Origin of the sequence: Vibrio sp. 10N.261.51.F12 (assembly GCF_041471725.1) — a bacterium.
Lineage (GTDB): Bacteria > Pseudomonadota > Gammaproteobacteria > Enterobacterales > Vibrionaceae > Vibrio.
Genome location: NZ_JBFROV010000014.1, coordinates 102481 through 122215 on the forward strand (window position 1 = coordinate 102481; position 19735 = coordinate 122215).

At 43.8% G+C, this 19735-nt stretch carries 20 protein-coding genes and 3 tRNA genes; 9 read left to right on the forward strand and 14 right to left on the reverse strand.

Going from position 1 to position 19735, the window contains the following annotated elements; translation table 11 throughout:
• Positions 1-8: 8 nt before the first annotated feature.
• Positions 9-704 (reverse strand): GntR family transcriptional regulator, encoded by a 696-nt coding sequence (locus AB4405_RS07745; RefSeq protein WP_372060307.1) that lies wholly within the window; start codon positions 702-704, stop codon positions 9-11.
• Between the two features lie 294 nt (positions 705-998).
• Between AB4405_RS07745 and AB4405_RS07750 the strand changes: the two genes are divergently transcribed.
• The 3 genes from AB4405_RS07750 to AB4405_RS07760 all read left to right on the forward strand — a co-directional run bounded on the left by AB4405_RS07750 (position 999) and on the right by AB4405_RS07760 (position 4273).
• The gene (locus AB4405_RS07750; RefSeq protein ID WP_372060308.1) at positions 999-1973 is read left to right on the forward strand and encodes a tripartite tricarboxylate transporter substrate binding protein; all 975 of its coding nucleotides are present in this window, start codon (positions 999-1001) and stop codon (positions 1971-1973) included.
• A gap of 266 nt (positions 1974-2239) precedes the next feature.
• Entirely contained in the window at positions 2240-2737 is a 498-nt protein-coding gene (locus AB4405_RS07755) for a tripartite tricarboxylate transporter TctB family protein (protein WP_372060309.1), read from the forward strand.
• Between the two features lie 9 nt (positions 2738-2746).
• On the forward strand, positions 2747-4273 hold the full coding sequence (locus tag AB4405_RS07760; RefSeq protein WP_372060310.1) for a tripartite tricarboxylate transporter permease: 1527 nt from the start codon (positions 2747-2749) through the stop codon (positions 4271-4273).
• Between the two features lie 224 nt (positions 4274-4497).
• On the opposite strand, the gene AB4405_RS07765 is transcribed toward AB4405_RS07760, so the two are convergent.
• The 4 genes from AB4405_RS07765 to AB4405_RS07780 all read right to left on the reverse strand — a co-directional run bounded on the left by AB4405_RS07765 (position 4498) and on the right by AB4405_RS07780 (position 5653).
• A tRNA-Val gene (locus AB4405_RS07765) sits at positions 4498-4574 on the reverse strand.
• A gap of 47 nt (positions 4575-4621) precedes the next feature.
• Positions 4622-4698: transfer RNA gene (locus AB4405_RS07770), tRNA-Val, on the reverse strand.
• 51 nt (positions 4699-4749) lie between these two features.
• Positions 4750-4826, reverse strand: a tRNA-Val gene (locus AB4405_RS07775).
• Positions 4827-4987: 161 nt separating this feature from the next.
• Positions 4988-5653: a DUF2726 domain-containing protein gene (locus AB4405_RS07780; RefSeq protein WP_372060311.1), complete on the reverse strand. Its 666-nt coding sequence runs from the start codon at positions 5651-5653 to the stop codon at positions 4988-4990.
• A 161-nt stretch (positions 5654-5814) separates the two neighbouring features.
• On the opposite strand from AB4405_RS07780, the gene AB4405_RS07785 reads away from it, so the two are divergent.
• Positions 5815-6342, forward strand: a complete 528-nt coding sequence (locus tag AB4405_RS07785) for a lipocalin family protein (RefSeq protein ID WP_372060686.1) — start codon at positions 5815-5817, stop codon at positions 6340-6342.
• Between the two features lies 1 nt (position 6343).
• Here AB4405_RS07785 and AB4405_RS07790 read toward each other — a convergent pair whose 3' ends face one another.
• Entirely contained in the window at positions 6344-7099 is a 756-nt protein-coding gene (locus tag AB4405_RS07790; protein WP_102470691.1) for an MBL fold metallo-hydrolase, read from the reverse strand.
• Between the two features lie 192 nt (positions 7100-7291).
• Between AB4405_RS07790 and AB4405_RS07795 the strand changes: the two genes are divergently transcribed.
• Positions 7292-8005, forward strand: coding sequence for a glycerophosphodiester phosphodiesterase family protein (locus AB4405_RS07795; RefSeq protein ID WP_372060312.1), 714 nt, complete (start codon positions 7292-7294; stop codon positions 8003-8005).
• A 79-nt stretch (positions 8006-8084) separates the two neighbouring features.
• Here AB4405_RS07795 and AB4405_RS07800 read toward each other — a convergent pair whose 3' ends face one another.
• On the reverse strand, positions 8085-9005 hold the full coding sequence (locus tag AB4405_RS07800) for a LysR family transcriptional regulator (RefSeq protein WP_102470689.1): 921 nt from the start codon (positions 9003-9005) through the stop codon (positions 8085-8087).
• A 94-nt stretch (positions 9006-9099) separates the two neighbouring features.
• Between AB4405_RS07800 and AB4405_RS07805 the strand changes: the two genes are divergently transcribed.
• Both AB4405_RS07805 and AB4405_RS07810 read left to right on the forward strand, forming a co-directional pair.
• Positions 9100-10050, forward strand: coding sequence for a DMT family transporter (locus AB4405_RS07805; RefSeq protein WP_372060313.1), 951 nt, complete (start codon positions 9100-9102; stop codon positions 10048-10050).
• 96 nt (positions 10051-10146) lie between these two features.
• Entirely contained in the window at positions 10147-11253 is a 1107-nt protein-coding gene (locus AB4405_RS07810) for a M20/M25/M40 family metallo-hydrolase (protein WP_372060314.1), read from the forward strand.
• Between the two features lie 148 nt (positions 11254-11401).
• On the opposite strand, the gene AB4405_RS07815 is transcribed toward AB4405_RS07810, so the two are convergent.
• The 3 genes from AB4405_RS07815 to AB4405_RS07825 are packed head-to-tail and all read right to left on the reverse strand — an operon-like array spanning position 11402 to position 12593.
• Entirely contained in the window at positions 11402-11755 is a 354-nt protein-coding gene (locus AB4405_RS07815; protein WP_372060315.1) for a ribosome recycling factor family protein, read from the reverse strand.
• The gene (locus AB4405_RS07820; protein WP_372060316.1) at positions 11734-12171 is read right to left on the reverse strand and encodes a DUF3859 domain-containing protein; all 438 of its coding nucleotides are present in this window, start codon (positions 12169-12171) and stop codon (positions 11734-11736) included. The genes AB4405_RS07815 and AB4405_RS07820 overlap by 22 nt, the downstream gene beginning before the upstream one ends.
• A gap of 53 nt (positions 12172-12224) precedes the next feature.
• Positions 12225-12593, reverse strand: coding sequence for an AAA family ATPase (locus AB4405_RS07825; protein WP_372060317.1), 369 nt, complete (start codon positions 12591-12593; stop codon positions 12225-12227).
• A 195-nt stretch (positions 12594-12788) separates the two neighbouring features.
• On the opposite strand from AB4405_RS07825, the gene metA reads away from it, so the two are divergent.
• Positions 12789-13730, forward strand: a complete 942-nt coding sequence (metA, locus tag AB4405_RS07830; protein ID WP_102470683.1) for a homoserine O-succinyltransferase — start codon at positions 12789-12791, stop codon at positions 13728-13730.
• A gap of 168 nt (positions 13731-13898) precedes the next feature.
• Here the strand turns inward: metA and AB4405_RS07835 are convergent, their stop codons facing one another.
• Entirely contained in the window at positions 13899-15560 is a 1662-nt protein-coding gene (locus AB4405_RS07835; protein WP_372060687.1) for an AMP-binding protein, read from the reverse strand.
• Positions 15561-15786: 226 nt separating this feature from the next.
• Here AB4405_RS07835 and pilW point away from each other — a divergent pair, with 226 nt between their 5' ends.
• On the forward strand, positions 15787-16494 hold the full coding sequence (gene pilW, locus AB4405_RS07840; protein WP_372060318.1) for a type IV pilus biogenesis/stability protein PilW: 708 nt from the start codon (positions 15787-15789) through the stop codon (positions 16492-16494).
• 59 nt (positions 16495-16553) lie between these two features.
• Here pilW and rlmF read toward each other — a convergent pair whose 3' ends face one another.
• The 3 genes from rlmF to nhaA form a co-directional block, all read right to left on the reverse strand.
• On the reverse strand, positions 16554-17603 hold the full coding sequence (gene rlmF / locus AB4405_RS07845) for a 23S rRNA (adenine(1618)-N(6))-methyltransferase RlmF (RefSeq protein WP_372060319.1): 1050 nt from the start codon (positions 17601-17603) through the stop codon (positions 16554-16556).
• Complete coding sequence (locus AB4405_RS07850) at positions 17581-18096, reverse strand: YgjP-like metallopeptidase domain-containing protein (RefSeq protein ID WP_372060320.1); 516 nt, start codon at positions 18094-18096, stop codon at positions 17581-17583. Before AB4405_RS07850 ends, rlmF begins: the two co-directional genes overlap by 23 nt.
• Before the next feature lie 229 nt (positions 18097-18325).
• Complete coding sequence (gene nhaA, locus AB4405_RS07855) at positions 18326-19495, reverse strand: Na+/H+ antiporter NhaA (RefSeq protein ID WP_102470679.1); 1170 nt, start codon at positions 19493-19495, stop codon at positions 18326-18328.
• Positions 19496-19735 lie beyond the last annotated feature (240 nt).

Consider the following 19735-nt stretch of genomic DNA (forward strand, 5'->3'; position numbering starts at 1 on the left):
GTTGCTCCCTATTCGTCGTTGTCATTTAAATGCTGTTGTATTAATGCTTTGCTTCGAGAGATATGGCGTCGCATTAATAACTCAGCCAACTCTTCATCTCGATTTTTAATCGCATCAAGGATAAATAAATGTTCTTTCAATGCCGATTCAGGGCGAGAATGTGTTCTCGGCGATTGATATCGGTACATGCGCAGCAAGTGGTATAGCTCATTACACAGCAAATTAATAAGCTGGTTATTCTGGCTTGCTTTAATAATTTGATAGTGAAAATCAAAATCACCATGTTGATGAAAATATGAAGCGCCATCCACCTCATCGATATGTTCAGAATGCTGCTCAAGCAGCAGTTCGAGTTGCTCGACTTCTGACATCGTTATGTGCCGCGCCGCGAGCCTTGCGGCCATACCTTCAAGAGCCTCTCGTACAGAATAAAGCTCCATGAGCTTAGTTTGTGATAGGGTAATCACCCGCGCACCAACATGAGGAATCCGCTCAATAAGCCCAAGTCCTTCTAACCTCATTATCGCTTCTCTTAATGGGCCTCTGCTCACCGAAAACCGCTTTGCTAGCTCCGGCTCAGATATTTTCATTCCCGATGGAATGTCACCATTCACAATATTTTCGATTAACAACTCAGTTAAATTTTCTGACTTTGTTACTTCTTTTATGACGGTGTCATCTTGGCTTGCAACCTTCATATTCATCCATTTCTCACTCAACCGCTTATTCATATTGTCGACAATACCTTTTATAGGGTGAAATTTAAGCACTCTTTCGATCAAATCTCAACCACATTGTCGACAATGTAGACTAATGTCTAATATTTCTCACCCTACGTGAACAGTATGAACAAAATCAAATCTATGCTCTTTATTCTCAATATCGTCTCTATATTGAGCTGCCATTAACAATTCAATAACCTTTAAGCAACCCATAGACGTCACCAGCAACCGTGCAAAAGCTGGCAGACTACGATAGTCAACATAAGGAACGTGAACATGTTTAAGGCATTTAAACCTGCAGTAGCCGCTTCAATTATCTCCGCTACCCTATCTTTCGGCGCATACTCCGCCGATGTCGATAAGATTCATTTCTTGATCCCTGGTGGCGCAGGCGGTGGCTGGGATATGACCGCTCGAGGAACGGGCGATGTGTTAGTCAAAGCCGACATTGTCGACAATGTGTCTTTTCAAAACTTATCTGGTGGTGGGGGCGGTAAAGCAATCGCTCACCTCATTGAAACGGCCCAGCGCCAAGAAGATACCTTGATGGTAAATTCTACCCCTATCGTCGTGCGCTCTTTGACCGGAGTATTTCCACAGTCTTTTCGAGATCTCACTCCTGTTGCCGCGACTATTGCTGACTATGGCGCGATAGTCGCATCGGCTGACTCTCCCTACAATACTTGGGAAGATGTCGTTGCTGACTTTAAAGAAAATCCCAAAAAAGTAAAAATTGCCGGTGGTTCAGCACGAGGCAGTATGGATCATTTAGTGGTCGCGGCGGCATTCAAAGGAGAAGGGTTTAACCCTAAGAAGGTTCGCTATATTGCTTATGATGCGGGCGGAAAAGCGATGGCAGCATTGCTGTCCGGTGAAACGCAACTTCTTTCCACTGGCCTAGGTGAAGTATTAGAAATGTCTAAGTCTGGGCAAGTAAAAGTACTCGCTGTAACCGCACCAAAGCGCTTAGAAGCAGCGCCAGACATTCCAACCTTAACCGAATATGGCAATGAAACTGTGTTTGCTAACTGGCGTGGATTCTTTGCCGCTCCCGGTATCAGCGAAGAAAAAGTCAGTGAATGGAATGCGGCGTTAAGCAAGATGTACGACACCGAGCAATGGGCGGTTGTCCGCGACCGAAATGGCTGGATTGATAACTATAAAGCCGATAAAGACTTTTATAAGTTCCTAGAGGATCAAGAAACACAAATGGGGGCCTTAATGACCGAACTCGGGTTCCTAAACAAATAGCGACCTTGGCACATTTGGCGATGAGATGACATCTCTTCGCCCGCTTCTTTGCCGGCTATAAGACACAATAACGAACCCTTCAGTTCGTTTTGTGACTCGCTGTACTCCTTTGTTTAATTGGGTATCACTGACACTAATCTTACTCACTGACACTCAGTTCATGAGATTGCGTCAGCTACCCACTTGGGTCGAGCACCTATCGCCCCCTTATGGTCGGCTTTTTTCTTTGTTCAATTTTTATCGCTAAATAGTTGTTGGAGTCCGTTATGCCAGCTTTCACCTCTAGTACGTTTACCAAACAGAATCTCCTGTGCCGTGACCGCGTGGGTGCGATGATTTTTCTTATTTTTTGCCTTGGTTATGGATACCAAGGATCGTTAATCCCAATGTTCCCTGGCGACGAATATGAACCTTTCACCGCCCGTACGCTTCCGACCATTCTTACCTTTATTGGCGTCGGCCTATCTTTGTTATTGTTGGTCACGGGGCAACCCAATCATAAAAATGCAGACAACAAAAACCTGAACTGGTCGTTGCTATCGGGATTCATCATTTTGATGGCGCTGTATGGTGTCGGGCTCACCTATCTTGGTTTTGTACTGGCTACCGGCTTCTTTCTTATGTTCGGTTTTTATTTACTTGGTGAACGACGCAAAAAAATCCTGTTCGGCGCTTCGTTTCCTTTTGTAATCGCTTTTTATCTTATGCTCACTCAGGGTTTAGACATCTACCTTGAACCCGGCATTATTTTTACTCTTTGGTAGGACACCATTATGTTAGACGGAATTTTACAAGGCTTGTCCACGGCCATTATGCCGATGAATATCATGATGGTGATCGTTGGTTGTTTTGTTGGTACTTTCATTGGAATGCTACCGGGTCTTGGCCCAATCTCAGCAATTGCATTGATGATCCCTATTACTTACGGGTTAGACCCATCATCAGGTTTGATTCTGATGGCTGGCGTGTACTATGGCGCGGTATTTGGAGGGTCAACCTCTTCAATTTTAATTAATGCGCCGGGTTGTTCTTCCACCGTTGTTACCGCATTTGATGGCTATCCTATGGCACGTAAAGGCCAGGCAGGTAAAGCCTTAGCTTTAGCGGCCTATTCATCATTTACCGGCGGTACACTTTCCGCAATCATGTTACTGTTCGCCGCACCAGCGTTAGCAAAAGTCTCGTTGAGCTTTCAGTCTTCCGATTACTTTGCTCTTATGCTGGTCGGCTTATCTGCTGTGGCTGCTTTTGCTGGCAAAGGGCAAGTGATTAAAGCTTGGATGATGACGATACTGGGATTAATGATCTCAACCGTTGGCATTGATAAAGGCGTTGGTGTTGAACGCTTTACATTTGGCCTGACCGATCTTATGGACGGCTTTAGTTTCTTATTACTCGCGATGGCTACGTTTGCCTTGGGTGAAACCCTAATGGGCGTATTGAAACCAGAAAAAGACACTCGCGGAGAAGAAAAGAGCCTAATGAGTGACATTGGTAGTATGAAGGTGACTAAGGAAGAGTTTAAGGAAGTCGCTCCCGTGTCTATTCGCTCCTCCATATTGGGTTTTTTCACTGGCGTCTTACCTGGCGCTGGCGCAACCATTGCTGCGTTTTTATCCTATGGGATGGAACGAAACCTGGCTCCTAAAGAAAAACGAGACGAGTTTGGTAAGGGCAGTATCCGTGGTTTAGTCGCTCCTGAGTCCGCGAACAACGCCGCATCAAGTGGTTCATTTGTTCCTTTGTTGACGCTGGGTATCCCCGGTTCAGGCACTACCGCGATTATGCTAGGCGCATTGATTGCTTACGGAATACAGCCTGGGCCTCGCTTATTCGTCGAGCATCCCGATGTCTTTTGGTCTGTGATCATTTCCATGTACTTTGGTAATGTCGTATTGGTAATTTTAAATCTACCTTTGATTCCGTACATCTCAAAACTGCTTGCCGTACCAAGGACTGTACTGCTACCAATGATTATCTTTTTCTCTATCACTGGTGTTTACCTTGTCTCATTCAATACTATGGACGTGTTTATCATGATCTTAGTCGCGATGGCGGCAATTGCTCTCAGGTTAGCGGACTTCCCTCTTGCACCTCTGCTGCTCGGCTTTATCTTAGGCGGCCTAATGGAAGAAAACTTACGCCGCGCACTGATGATTGCCGACGGCGAGCTAAGCTTCCTGTGGGAGCGTCCAATTACGCTAACCTTTACTTCGATTGCTGTTGCCGTGTTGATTGGACCCGTCATCATTTCGCTTATCAAGAAATACTTCTATCAACCGAAAAAGGTAGTGTCTTAAACAGAATAACGCCTTCCCTATACGGGAAGGCGTTATCGATAATTAAGCTACTTGGGTAACACGTGGCTAAGTCTTTTAGGATTAATTTGTTGTTACGCGACCACTAAAACCAACATTGTTTTCACAGCAAATCTCGCCAATATTCAGTATGGTTGGTCGTCTATCTAACGCTAAATTTTAAATACAAAAAAGCCCACATGTAGTGGGCTTTTTTGTATTTAATTTGGTGCCCGCTACTGGACTCGAACCAGTGACACCTTGCATGTCATGCAAGTACTCTAACCAACTGAGCTAAGCGGGCGTTGTTCTAACAGTCTGACTAGCTATTCACATACGTAAATCAAGAAATGGTGCCCGCTACTGGACTCGAACCAGTGACACCTTGCATGTCATGCAAGTACTCTAACCAACTGAGCTAAGCGGGCGTTCTTTCTAACTGTCTTACTCATTCACTTCCTATAAGGAAATATAGAAAATGGTGCCCGCTACTGGACTCGAACCAGTGACACCTTGCATGTCATGCAAGTACTCTAACCAACTGAGCTAAGCGGGCGTTGTTCTTTAGAACGAGGGAGATATTAACGAGAGATATTGGGCTGTGCAAGCACATTTTTGTGTTTTTGATATCGTTTGTCGCTTATATCGCCAGTTCGGTCTGTTTTTGTGCTTTTATCTGCAAATAAACGACTAATTTTCATTTCCTTACGAAGAAAACTAATCCGCGACGTCATCTTCAAATACAACATTGTAGTTCTCTGTGTACTGGCATAACGGTTGTCGGCTACAGGTAAAAAAGCGTCGCCCTTTAAAATTCCCTTGCGTTGCTGTTTTTATATTCATAGGGCTGCCACATCGTTTGCAAAAACGGATTTCTTTCTCAGGTTCGATAAGATCAATGTGAGCCCCAATGAGACGCCGAAGCTTACTGACTTGGTAACTCAGTTTAACGCTCGCACCAATTAATGGAAGCTCTGCCGACTTGCAAACTTGCATGATCAGCTTCTGCCTTTCAATTTTACCCTTATGCAGTTTTTGTCCATCGTCATACTCAATAACAACGCGAGGTTGCAATGTCCTTGGATCGCAGACAACAAAATCAAAATAACTTTTTGCGATCACGTTGTTCGCGATGAACCACTGTTTCTTATTAGCCGTTTGTGTTGGAACGACAACATTCGATAGGTTAACTTTCGTCAGTATGAGTCCATGCTCGCCCACCGCCTCTCGCAACGCATTATAAAATGCCGTCTGCGGCGCGGAAAGAATGGGGCCTTTCGATTTATAACGATAGGTTTTAGTGTCTTCTTGTTTCACAAAGTACTTTTGAGCGACAAAAAACAAACCTACCAACATGGCAAGGACGAGAAATATTTCAATCATTGTATACCCACTACCTTTTCCGCCAATTCATCTCTTCAATAGACACAATGAGAATATTCGCAATGCGATATTTATGCAATATTTGTCACTCTTAAGCTTTGATAACGTACATAAGCGTTTATAATTAAAGAAAATATCAATAACAGGACGTTAAAATGATCATGTATTTACGGAAAATGGCGGCATTTTTGTTTATCGGTTTACTTGCAGGTTGTACGGGGATGCCGGAAACGGTGAAACCGGTGAACGAATTCAACCTCGACCGATACCTAGGGACCTGGTACGAAATCGCTCGTCTGGATCATAGTTTTGAACGAGGCTTAGATAACGTTTCAGCTTCATACTCAGTTAATGAAGACGGTTCCGTGAAAGTACTCAATAGAGGGTGGGATATCGAAGATAAAGAGTGGTCGGAAGCGGAAGGTAAGGCTAAATTTGTTCAAACACCGGACATTGCCCACCTTAAAGTATCGTTTTTTGGGCCGTTCTACGGAAGCTATGTGGTCTACTATCTTGAACAAGATTACTCCGTCGCCTTGGTGAGTGGTTACAACTCTGATTATTTTTGGATTCTATCTCGTACGCCCACGCTTCCGAAAAGCCAACTTGATCAATACATCAACATTGCACAAAAAGCGGGGTTTGACACCAATTCACTTATTTTCCCAAATCAAGACAAAGCGAAGTAACTTATTTCACTAAAGACAGGATGAACTTCTTTGTTTTAATTTTCACCACACGCCAATGAGTCACAGGCTTTCGAGGTGCGGTTTCTAATAGATGGTCCCGCGCCTCGCGATCAAACTGAACGGCACTTCGATGGGCTAACAATACCTGTTTGGCATGCAGGTTATACACTTTTTCGACTGACACACGGTATTGATTGGGATGGAACACTGGAAACGGTGCAACGAGGTGCTTTTTTACCTGAACCATGAGATCAGCCACATAAACAACCGCTTGTTCTTTATGATAAACCGAAATATCTCGGTCGGTATGGCCGGGCGTCGCCAATACTTGCCAATCGGGAAAATGCGGAAGCTGATCGCCGTCGCTTACGCCAAACTGAGGGGAAAGTGTTTTTTGATACCACAAGTTTTTACGCGGTCTCCCCATACGACTGGCCATCCACCACGCCAACAGAAGATCACTCAGATGCATAAAAAAACCATCAACGCCTTGATACCATTGCTTGCTCTCTAGAGATGAAACGATATCACAACCCGATACTTTTCTTAGATGATTTGCAGCACCAGCATGGTCAGGGTGCATGTGCGTCACAACGACTACCTTAAGATCCGAGACGGAACGGCCCAGCTCTTGAGTAATATAATCACATATAAGAGTGACGTCAGCCCGGCTGGCGCCATCGAGTAGCAATAACTTATCTGGATACTCAACCAGATAAATCTGTTGGATATACCCTTTTATATGATGTATTTTCATTAACTTACCAACTGGTCTAATCACTCAATCAAGATAAACGCATATTTACAATTGTGCAACATTCATTTTTTAATCTTTACTTCACGCTTATCGCTTTTTAAAGCAATAATTCATTGTCGTCTCGTTGTCTCGATAATAAAATACATCGTCGTTTGGTCGTTAACCAGAGCACAATTCAATAGGAATCAAACTATGAGCGCCATCATTGCTGGACACCGAGGAGTTGCAGGTACCCATCCAGAAAACACGTTAGCAAGCATTAAAGAAGCACAGCGTCTTGGCGTTAAATGGGTAGAAGTTGATGTACAACCAAGCCTCGACAATGCATTGGTAATTTGTCATGACCATACCGTAGACCGCTGCAGTAATGGGAGTGGTCGAGTCGATGAACTGACTTTATCACAGCTGCAGCAACTGGACTTTGGTGCTTGGAAAGCCGCTCAATTCAAATCAGAGCCCATCTTGACGCTAGAAACATTATTGTCTTATTGTCACGAAAATCAGCTAGCCATTAACTTGGAGATTAAGATTGATAGACACGATGCCAAACACGTCGTCTCTTTAGTGAAATCTGCCATTGACTCAAGTCTTATCGATCGCTCACAGCTCCTTATTTCAAGCTTTAGTGCCGAGGTTATGCAAGAACTCTACGCCGCTAATTTGGATGTGAGACTTGGCGTCTTAGGTAATAGACTCAACAACAAGCTACTAAGGCTGATCGACAGTATCGATGCATTTAGCTGCCACCTAAGCTATCGTTGGTTGACACAGAAACACATTCGCTCTTTGAAGACACGAAATGTCTCGATTTGGTGTTATACCGTCAATAACCCCAAATCTTTTAAACACCTGCAACTTGTCGATGGCATCTTTAGTGATTTTCCTCAACGTTTTAGTGCTCAATAACAGCGACAGAAACAGAGGTATTAAGATAGAGAGTGCGTGATCTTGAAGTGAAGTTTTACAGTAACGGTGCTTTCTAGGACTACCGGGACGACGGCTTCATCGCGGTTGCTATATAGTCGATAAAGACTCTTCTACGAAGAGGCATATATTTGGATTGAGGGAACTGCATGACAACCATCCCCTGATAACGCGAATTCACATTCCAATCAGGCAATACTGGCAAGACTTCTCCCATGAGTAATGCCTCTTGGACAACAAATTCTGGAAAAACACCAATACCCAAGTCTTTTTTAACGGCGTTCAACCTCATTTCTGAATGGTTGACGCTATATCGCCCATCTACTTGTACCTTGATGCTCTCATGCTCTCGAGTAAACAACCATTGATTGTCATTAGGTGTTTCATTGAGGAATAAACACTGATGTTGAACGAGTTGGTTTGGCTCAAACGGAATTCCATTTTTCTGCAAATAAGCTTTGCTCGCACAAAGCACCGTTTTTATATTGCCCAAATTCTTCGCAACCAAATTCTCTCTAGGCGTATGAGTTAACTCAAACACAATATCTAGGTTATGACCAAACGGGTCGATAAAATCGTCACTGACGAACAGCCTTAGTTTTATTTTCGGGTGCAGCTGTAAAAATGACAACAGCATAGGTTCTAAAATATGTCGACTGAACGCTTTTGGCGCCGCGATTCTAAGCTCTCCAGCTGCATTATCGTTGTCAATACTCGTTATGGCAGCGATGTCCGTCGCCGCTTCCATAATTTTCTTACCAAACTCGTAAACGGCTTTCCCCGCATCCGTCATCACTTGTCTACGAGTTGTTCGCTCAAGCAAATCGGTCGAGAGCGCTAACTCTAAGCGACTTACCTGGCGGCTTACTCCAGACGGTGTCACGCCCAGACGCTGTGAGGCAGCGGTAAAACTACCGGCATCCACTACAACCACAAAGGCTGCAATATCGGGCAACAATCCCATCAATTTATTCGTGTCCACAAGTCATCAGTCCTTTGCTTGCCATGTGTATTATCATATTGCTTTCATAAGTTAGCATAAGATTCAACATATTCACGATAGAGCTATAAATTAAATGCTAATAAACCTTAGATATGCATCAAACGCAGCGTCACTCAGCGCAATTTGGGGACTACTTGCCGTTTCAATTTTATGGGGTACTAGCTACGGTGTTTCTAAACCGTTACTTATGCACTTTTCTGTTCAACAAATACTCTTTTTAAGATTTGTGATTGCTTTCGTCGCTCTGGGCATACTCATAATAAAGAACCGCTCTTACCTCGTTTTTTTACATTCGCCACAACCCTATGTAATCGTCGGCGTAAGTACTGGCATCGTACTCACTAGCATTTTTCTGGCAGAAACCTGGGCACTAATGAGCTCACACGCAAATCAAGTTGCCGTATTGATCAGCTTGTGCGTATTATTTACGCCCATTCTAGAGCGCATCTGGCTTAAAGCTGTGCTTCCTCCGTTGCTGTGGATGTATGGTTTGGGCAGTGTCATCGGGGTTATCTTAATAACAGGCGAGCATTCTCTAAATATCAACTTCTCTTCTGGCACTCTATTAATTTTGCTCGCAGCAATACTTCGTGCTGTTATGGTCGTGAGTTGTCGAAAAGCATTTAGCACCTATGAACTACAAACCGATGTTGTGACGTTTATTCAACTTTCCATCGTTACCACGGTTTCCTTGATTCTAGTGATTCAGGATGCCAGCCACCCTTCCCTTATTCATACACTTAAGTTTGCTTCCACCCAAGATTATTTGAGCATTGTTTATCTTGCTCTTGGCTGTACATTGCTGGCTTTTATTCTTCAAAATCATTCGGTCAAATCACTCGATGCAAGCCATGCATCCTTATTGATGGGGACGGAACCTTTATTTGGTTTGCTTTTTTCTGTCATCTTTCTCCAAGAGACGTTACTGCCATTGCAGTGGGCTGGAAGTCTACTGATTGTTTGCGCTACGATGATAGCCTGTTACCAATTTTCCAACCATAATCGAACAAAACTCGACCGATAAAACAACATTGCCGTGCTTTATTTGATTTACCTCAGGTCTAGCACGTAAAGATAGGGTGTAAAGTAATCCTCCCTGTTCTCAATGCGAAGTAATCCTATGACCCATGTAAATACGGACCGTTTGGTCAACCATTTCTTTGATCTCATCAAAATCGACAGCGAATCTGGTAACGAAAAAGCCATTGCAGAAGCAATATCTGAGCAACTTGGTGAGCTTGGGTTTACAGTAAGTAAACTGCCTGTACCCGAACAATACACCAATGGTTTTAACGTTTATGGCCGCTTAGACGGCACGTTAGATGGAAGCATTGTATTCAGTGCCCATATGGATACGGTCACACCAGGTATCGGTATCGAACCCATTATTGAAGATGGCATCATTCGCTCTAAAGGCAATACGATCCTTGGTGGCGACGACAAATCCGGTATTGCGGCAGTGATCGAAGCGGTTCGTTGTTTAAAGGAACAAAACATCGCGCATAAGACCATCGAAGTCGCGTTTACCGTGCATGAAGAAGGCGGTTTGTTCGGCTCTGAATATTTCGATATGTCATTTATTCAATCTGACAACGCTATCGTTCTTGATACTGGTGGTCCTATTGGCACCATCGTGACTGGGGCGCCGGGTCAACAAAAGATCATCGCGAAAATCACAGGGCGTCCAGCCCATGCTGGCTTAGCACCAGAAGAAGGCATTAGCGCTGCGAGTGTTGCAGCGGACGCGATTTCTAACATGAAACTTCTCCGTATCGACGAAGAAACAACAGCAAACATTGGTATGGTAAATGGTGGGCAGGCAACCAATATCGTCATGCCTGAGATGACTGTCGTTGCAGAAGCTCGCTCGTTAAACAGTGAAAAACTCACCGCACAAGTCGACCATATGGTTCAAACGTTCCAAGCCTCTGCGGCTAAATTTGGTGCGACAATTGAAGTAACATCAACCCGAGCTTACGATGCGTTCGTGATCGCAGAAGATAACCCTCATGTTCAGCATGTTAAAGCCGCATTTGCTAAAAATAACATTACGGCTAAGACGAAACATACTGGTGGTGGAAGCGATGCGAATAACTTTAACAAGAAGGGTCTGACAACCGTCAACCTTTCAACAGGGATGGCGAAAGTTCACACCACTGAAGAGTACATTGCGATTGCCGATATGGTGAAAATCACTGATTTTGTGATCACATACGTTACAGAGTAACGTCTGTACATTTTTGACCGGTACTGACAGCCATCACGACGACACGTGATGGCTTTTTTCTATCTTAACCTCTGGTAAGCATGAGCGACTGTCTAAGTATAGAAATACATTCATTGTATCCACCAGATAAACTCCCAACTTAACAACGCTATAAAAACTCAAAATCATCGATAGCTTTTCTTGCTTCCACTAACGTGCATCCAGATTCATGCATCAGCTCAGCAATCGTTACATTTGGGTTCTTTTCTAAGACTTGCTGAATTGGCGACTTGTATTCCGCAAGGACCTTATCGACCGCAACTGAAATCCAGCCCACCCCAGACTGAAACGCAAACTCTGTTAGAGAATGAGCGTTACCCGTAAGAGTCCAGTGTCGAGACCGACGAATACGCTTGAGTTGGCACTGTTGTTCTGTCGCAAGTTGAAGTAAACGCTGTTTATCTTCCACTCGGTGGACGAAGCTGTTGAGCTTAATCGTAATTAGAAGCCGCGATATTTCCAAAACTGCCCCTCGTCCCTTGCGATAACTTTAAACTTCTTTTGCGCCACTATCTTGCCTTGCAGAGTCATTTCCATCCTCCATTCCCCTAAATTACTTTCAAGCCCTTGGGTTGGGTGGAGTAATTGGATGGTGTCGCCTAAATAAAAATCCCAATCATTACTATTGATGTGCTCTTCACCATCAAACGGGTCAAGAATTTGTCCCTTCTTACCCACAATACCAGGATGAAAAATACAAAATTGAATGCGTTCGCCCTTTGCTTTTTTAATGTTGACCGTAAAGCCAAACTCAACATGTTCATCAGCGGTCACTGTGGTAGTAAAGTCTTGTATTTTAGGAAGTTCTTTTGAACCAGAATCCCAAGTTGAATAAATACCATAAGACGTCATTTCAACCGTTGGGGAACGTTTTGCCATGTACAGGTTCCTGTTAATAAATAAAAATTGCGTGTCGCTGAACAACTATTTAATCAATCTTGCCAACGTCGGCGCATTTTATCAATGACAGCGTCACTCACACCATGAATATTCTGATACTGTCCCTTGCACACCTTCACTTCTAATGTTGCCTTGTAGCGCTTCGCCAGCTGTTGGTAAACCTTCATTTCCCAGCGGCGTACAAACGTGTTGGCTACCACAACATCCTTGCCTAGTTTCAACTGCTTTTCAGTTTCACCTTGGCACCACAGGTGAGCCTGCTCGATACAACTGGCATCATACTGATATTGTCCTTTATCGTTCAAAAAGAACATATCGGCTTCAATATGAACCGCATCGAAGCTTTTCGCTAAGGTGGATTTTCCTGAACCTGGCAAGCCACGAATTAATATCAATTTCAACACAACTTCCTAATAATCAACCGCTTTAGTCACAATGAATCCAGTATACCGGAATAACGCTCGCTCAGGAGTAAAACTCAGATAAGACAAGCGCTTCGATAATTCAATAACAATTAACGGTCGACAAGGTAAAAAGATTCGGTTAACTTTAGATGTATAGACGTCCAGAAGACCAGATAGCTTAGGGAGTAAGCTGTGCCAATTAAGATTCCTGACCAATTGCCTGCATCCGATGTATTGCGTGAAGAAAATATTTTTGTGATGCCTGAAACACGTGCATCCTCTCAGGAGATCCGTCCCCTTAAGGTTTTAATCCTCAACTTAATGCCCAAGAAAATTGAGGCTGAAACTCAATTTCTAAGATTATTATCAAACAGCCCGTTACAAGTCGATATCGAGTTGTTACGCATTGATGACCGACCAAGTAAAAACACACCCACCGAGCATTTAGACAATTTCTACCGTCAATTTGAAATGGTCAAAGATCGTAATTTTGATGGGTTGATTATTACCGGTGCCCCCCTTGGGCTCGTGCAATTCGAAGATGTGATGTATTGGGATCACCTACAAACCATCATGAATTGGGCGCATCACCATGTGACATCCACTTTATATGTATGCTGGGCAGCCCAAGCAGGGTTAAAGTTGTTGTATAACCTTCCTAAGCGCACACGTAAAGAAAAGCTGTCTGGTGTTTATCATCATTCCATCCTACAGCCTTATCATCCCGTCTTACGTGGGTTCGATGATTCTTTTGTCGCACCTCATTCACGCTATGCCGACTTCTCTGTGGAATATTTAGAAGAGCACACCGACCTTGATATCCTAGCGACATCAGACGTTGCGGGTGTCTATCTCGCGGCAACAAAAGACAAACGAAACGTATTTGTCACTGGCCACCCTGAATACGAAGCCCATACTCTTCACAATGAATACGTACGCGATCTCGGCGAAGGGATGGAGCCGACTATTCCAGTGAACTACTACCCTAATGATGATCCGGATAATAAACCTATCGCAAGTTGGAGAAGTCATGGTCATCTGCTGTTCGCAAACTGGTTAAATTATTGCGTCTACCAGCAAACACCTTACGATCTAGAGCATTTCAGTGCCGATAATTTTACTGTCACTGAGTGAGTTCACGACGTGATTGTTGAAGAACTAATCAGTAGCCAATAACTAAACCGGCGTTAACCGTGCCTTCTATTCCCTAAATGCGAAAGCCCCAGTGACAACCATCACTGGGGCATTTTTGTATCCGCTTATCAATTATCCACTTATCAATTGTTAGTGAGGCTATGCGTATTAGCGAAGCTCACGTCTCAAGATTTTACCAACGTTAGTTTTTGGTAGTGACTCTCGGTACTCTATGACTTTAGGGATTTTATAACCCGTTAAATATTGGCGACAATGCTTTTTAATCTCTTCTACTGTCACCTGTCCATTTGTAACAACAACCAGTTTTACGCGCTCACCGGCGACATCATCAGGCACACCAATTGCCGCCGCTTCAATGATCTTTGGGTGCAACGTCGCGACTTCTTCTATTTCGGTAGGAAAAACATTGAAGCCAGACACCAGAATCATGTCTTTTTTTCTATCTTCAATGTAAAAGATTCCTTGCTCGTCCATTCTGCCAATATCGCCTGAGAACAGCCAACCATCATCCGTCAGCACGGCCTTCGTTTCCGCGTCTTGTTTCCAGTAACCTTTCATGACTTGGTCACCACGGATCTGAATTTCACCCACCTCGTTAATGCCCAATGCCTTGCCTTCTTCATCAACAATACGCAGCTCAGTGCTTGGCAAAGGGACGCCAACGGCAGGCACAAAAGATTGTTGAGTATGGACGCCACCAGCAACCACAGGCGAACATTCCGTTAAGCCGTACCCTTCGATAATCGGCATTCCTGTAATTTTCTGCCACTCTTCAGCGACGTGTTTTTGTGTGGCCATGCCACCAGCGATCGTAAATCCTGCATGTGAGAAATCGAGTTCTTTAAATTTTGCATGATTGTTGAGCGCTGAGAACAAAGTATTCAAGCCAAAGACCATGGTAAATGGATATTTGCTCAGGTCATTCACGAAGGCATTGAGATCTCTCGGATTGGTAATCAACAGGTTGGTCGCCCCCATATACATCATCAGCATCATGCTGACTGAGTTCGCAAAAATATGGTAAAGCGGCAGCGGCGTTACTGCGTATTCCTGCTCAAGCGAGGTTCGAGGACCAAAATGACCAAACACTTGCAACACGTTTGCAATAATATTTCGATGTGTAAGCATCGCTCCTTTTGCCAGACCGGTCGTACCGCCCGTGTACTGTAAGTACGCTAAGTCGCTGCTTTCTATTTTCGGTGGGTTGAACTCTAGCTTTCTTCCTTCTGTCAGTACTCGGCGCAGTGAAATAGCACCAGGTAAATGATACTTCGGCACCATCTTTTTGACGTATTTAACGACAAAATTGACTAAAGTTCGTTTATGAGGCGCTAATGCATCACCGATACTGGTCAACACAACATGTTTAATGCTGGTTTTCGCGACCACTTTTTGCAGATTCTCGCCAAAATTGGTCACCGCTACGATAATCGTTGCACCAGAATCACGGAGCTGGTGCTCCAGCTCTCTTGGCGTATAAAGAGGATTAACATTAACCACGACAAGACCAGCTTTTAGCGCCCCCAAAATCGTGATTGGGTATTGCAATAAGTTTGGCATCATTAGGGCGATTCTATCGCCTTTTTTTGCACCCAACTTGACCTGAAGGTAGGCGGCAAATGCATCGCTCTTTTCATTGAGCTCTCGATAACTAAGGGAGTGCCCCATATTCACGAAAGCGGTTTTCTCAGCATGTTCGGTAAACGAGTGTTCAAATAACTCGTTTATATTGTTGTAACGGTCAATATTTACATTTTCCGGCACATCATCAGGATAGGTATTTAACCAAGGTTTTTGTTCAATTGTCATCGTCATATGGCTCATTATTTCTTCTTGTTAACTGTATCGAAATTCACTGTTCAGATACAGATTAGAGTTAATATTCCAACTCTGTTTGCTCGTTATTTAAACGAATAATGAACATCTATCGAGTTATTTTTGCGCACTCACTCGCACACACATCTTCACGCCTGCCAGCTATAAATCTAAGTGCTTATTATGATTCTAAAACGCCGTCGCGAAGGAGTGTAAGGCAATGATTAAATGGCTCGTATCCCTAATTGGTATACTAATAGTGAGCGGTTGTGTAACGATAGATGAGGGAGCAGACCGCCAGCAACGAGATCCCGTCTCCATTGCTGAATCTCGTATAGCACTGGGCCTTGGCTATATGAACCAAGGCGATTACGCTCGCGCTAAGCAAAATTTTGAAAAAGCGATGGAACATGCACCCAATTATTACCGTTCTACTCTAACAATGGCGCATTATTTCGAAACCGTAGGCGACGACGACAACGCTAAAGCAATGTATCAACGTAGCATTCGTATGCATCCACATAATGGTAATGTTCTTAATAACTACGGGGCTTTTCTGTGCAAACAAGGCGATTTTATCGACGCCGATCGCTATTTCAATCGCGCCATCGATCAACCCTATTATTACCTCGTCTCTGCAAGCTACGAAAATGCTGGGTGGTGTGCACTAAAATCAAATGATATTAATAAAGCCAAAACGTACTTTTCTAAAGCATTAGACCATCAACCTCTGCGCCCTAATTCCATAATTCAATTGGCAAAAATAGAAGTTTCACAGAATCAGTTAAAAGAGGCACGCTTACGTCTATTGGCCTTTAATCAACGCTATGGGTACCAAGATCCCAGCCTAAAAGTACTGATTATGCTTGAATCAAAGGCGGGGAATCCCGCCATGGTATCGAAGTATCAAGCACTGTTGTCCAATTAAGGAGTATTCCAATGCCCTGAATTTACAATGAACAGCGCTTGCAACGTGCACACGAAGGCTTATCTGAGTGTTTTACCAAATTGTGCGCGTTGTTTTTTCGGCATGAAGGTCCAGGCGACAAAGCGACTTATCTTCTGTCCTTGAGTCATCTCTTGAATGACGACTTCAGAGACGCCAAGTTTTTCCAGTTGTTTCGTCAATGGCTCAATGTTCTCTTTTTTAGATAACAAGGTACTAAACCAAATCACCTGGTTTGAGTAGCATTGACTCTCATTCGCCATTTTTGATACAAACGCAGACTCACCACCAGGACACCATAGCTCGGCTTTTTGTCCTCCAAAGTTAAGCAACGACGTCTTAGCTGAGGTGGCAGGCTCACTACCTCGCTGTTTACGGTTTAGCCCGAGATTCTTGATTTTTCTTTCGGACCCTTGCTTGGCGTCCTCTAATGACTTGTGGAAAGGAGGGTTACAAATCGTCACGACGAAAAAGTCGCCGGGTTGAATCACGCCGTCAAAAATAGTATTTGCACTACTTTGCAAGCGCACGTCAATTTTATTCAGGAGTTTTACGTTTTGGGATACGATCTTTTTCGCTGACACAACCGCGACAGGATCAATTTCTGAGCCCACCCAATTCCAATGATACTGGGCAGCGCCAATGATTGGATAAATACAGTTGGCACCCACTCCGATATCAAGCGCTTGCACTTTTATCTTCGCTCCTGCAACCGACAAGTCTTGGGTAAGATGCTCATTGATCCAATGTATATAATCCGCTCGTCCTGGAATAGGTGGACACAAAAAACCATCAGGAATATCCCAGTAGTCCAAGCCATATTCGGATAGCAGTAACGCTTTATTAAGCAATTTCACCGCGGCAGGGTCAGAAAACGGGATTGTATCCTGACCTGATGGGTTCAGGGTCATCACCGACTTCAATTCTGGCAACGCTGCTACGAGTGCATCAAAGTCATAACGTCCATGATGACGGTTATTTTTATGCAGGCCCGTTGCATTTCGTATCGTGACCAACGGCATGCCTGAGTCGTTATTTTTTTTTTGATTTGATTTGTAGTGGTTTGGTCTAGCGTTTTTTTGCGTTTTCATGCATCAACTCTTTGTAAATCATAAATAGACGGGCATCAAATTCAAGCTGATGATAATCAGGCTCCATATGACAACACAACTGGTAGAACCCCTTGTCATGCTCTTTTTCTCTCACATGAGCAAGCTCGTGGACAACGAGCATGCGCAATAGAGCTTCCGGTGCGTCTTTGAAAATACTCGCAATACGTATCTCATTTTTCGCTTTTAGTTTTCCGCCATGAATCCGAGACACATAAGTGTGTAAGCCTAACGCATTATTAATAAGATGAATTTTACTGTCCCACACCACTTTCGTAATTGGGGCTGTTTTTTTCATAAAACGTTGTTTAATTTTCATCGTATAGTCAAACAGCGCTTTTTCACTCTTTACTTGATGCGATTCAGGGTAACGCTGCTCAAACCAAGCCACAAAACGACCAGACGCTATCAGGCCTGACACCTGCTCAACCAAGTTCGGGGGATAGCCAGTAATATACTTCAGTGATTGGTGCATGGTGCTCCCCTTTCTAAAAGAGGCGCTATTTTAGCGATGCTCCCGATCGAATGAAAGCGATTCGAATAATATCTCGATTTTATCTTAAGAAAACCCGTCTTTTTATTCTTGAATACCACTCGACATAAGGTGGCATGATAAGCGCAGATCGAGCTATCAACATATTTCTTTAGCACAAAAAAAACCCAACCGAAGTTGGGCTTAATTACATCAGTATAATCCTGAGGAATTAGTATTGCTCTTTTGGCTCAGGAGCGGCTTCCTTTGGAAGCGAAGCGTTCAACAATCCGTACCCTAATACTGCAGCTGTCGTTGAGCCCATCAAGATGCCTAGTCGAGCGTAAGTGTCAAACTCTGGACTCACGCCAACGAATGCAAGTGACGCAATAAAAATCGACATGGTAAACCCGATACCACACAGTACTGACACGGCGAATACTTGCTTAAAGTTCACGCCTTCTGGCAATTTAGCCACGCCTAGTTTCACCGCTGCCCAGCTAAAGGTAAAGATACCAAGTGGCTTACCAATCAATAGCCCCGCAGCGATACCGAGTGGTAGCATTGATGTCAAACCTTCGATTGAAACACCTTGAAGAGAGATGCCCGCGTTGGCGAAAGCAAATATTGGCAAAATACCAAATGCCACATATGGGTGAAGCGCGTGCTCCATATGTTTAAGTGGGGAATGCTCACCAGGTTTGCCTTTGAGTGGAATAGCAAAACCAAGTACCACACCAGCCAACGTAGCATGTACGCCTGAAGCCAATACGCTCACCCACAAGACGAGACCGACCGCGATATAGATTGGCAACTTTGTCACCTGCTTCGAGTTCAACGCAAATAAGAGCGCGGTCATCGCAAAGCCAACTGTCAGCGCTAGTGTCGACAAATCGCTGCTGTAGAACAGAGCAATAATGACGATAACACCTAAGTCATCAATGATAGCAAGTGCTAGCAAGAATACTTTTAATGCCACAGGTACTCGTTTGCCAAGTAGAGCCATGATACCTAGTGCAAATGCAATATCGGTTGCTGCTGGAATCGCCCAACCGCTCATTGCTTCAGGGTCACCGGCATTAAATAGAACATAAATCAGTGCTGGCGCAACCATACCGCCAACCGCGGCAATTGCAGGGAAAATAGCCGTTTCGCGAGACTTCAATGCCCCTTCTAAAAGCTCTCTTTTAACTTCCAAACCAATCAGCATGAAGAAGATCGCCATTAGGCCATCATTGATCCAGTGTGAAATAGATAAACCGAAGACGTAGGTATGAAGTACACCTTGATATAATTCATTGAGAGGAGAGTTAGCAACAACCATCGCAATCGCAGCTGCAATCACCAAGATGATACCACCTGCTGATTCCATCTTAAAAAAGTCACGAATGACGTCGTTCATATATAAACCCTTTATAGTTATTCGTTTTGTTTGAATAGTTAGATTCTATATCTAGTTAAATTACAGAAAAAATCGATTGTTCAGAGGTTAAACATCGGAATAACCGAACATTAAAGGAAAATCATTCGAAAAATCCATTTTATTTTCGCTCATCACCAATCAGTATAGTGCATAATTATCGAGAAAAGACTAAACCGCCGCCTTGGGTAGGCGGCTGTCAATATCATCTTGATTAATTAA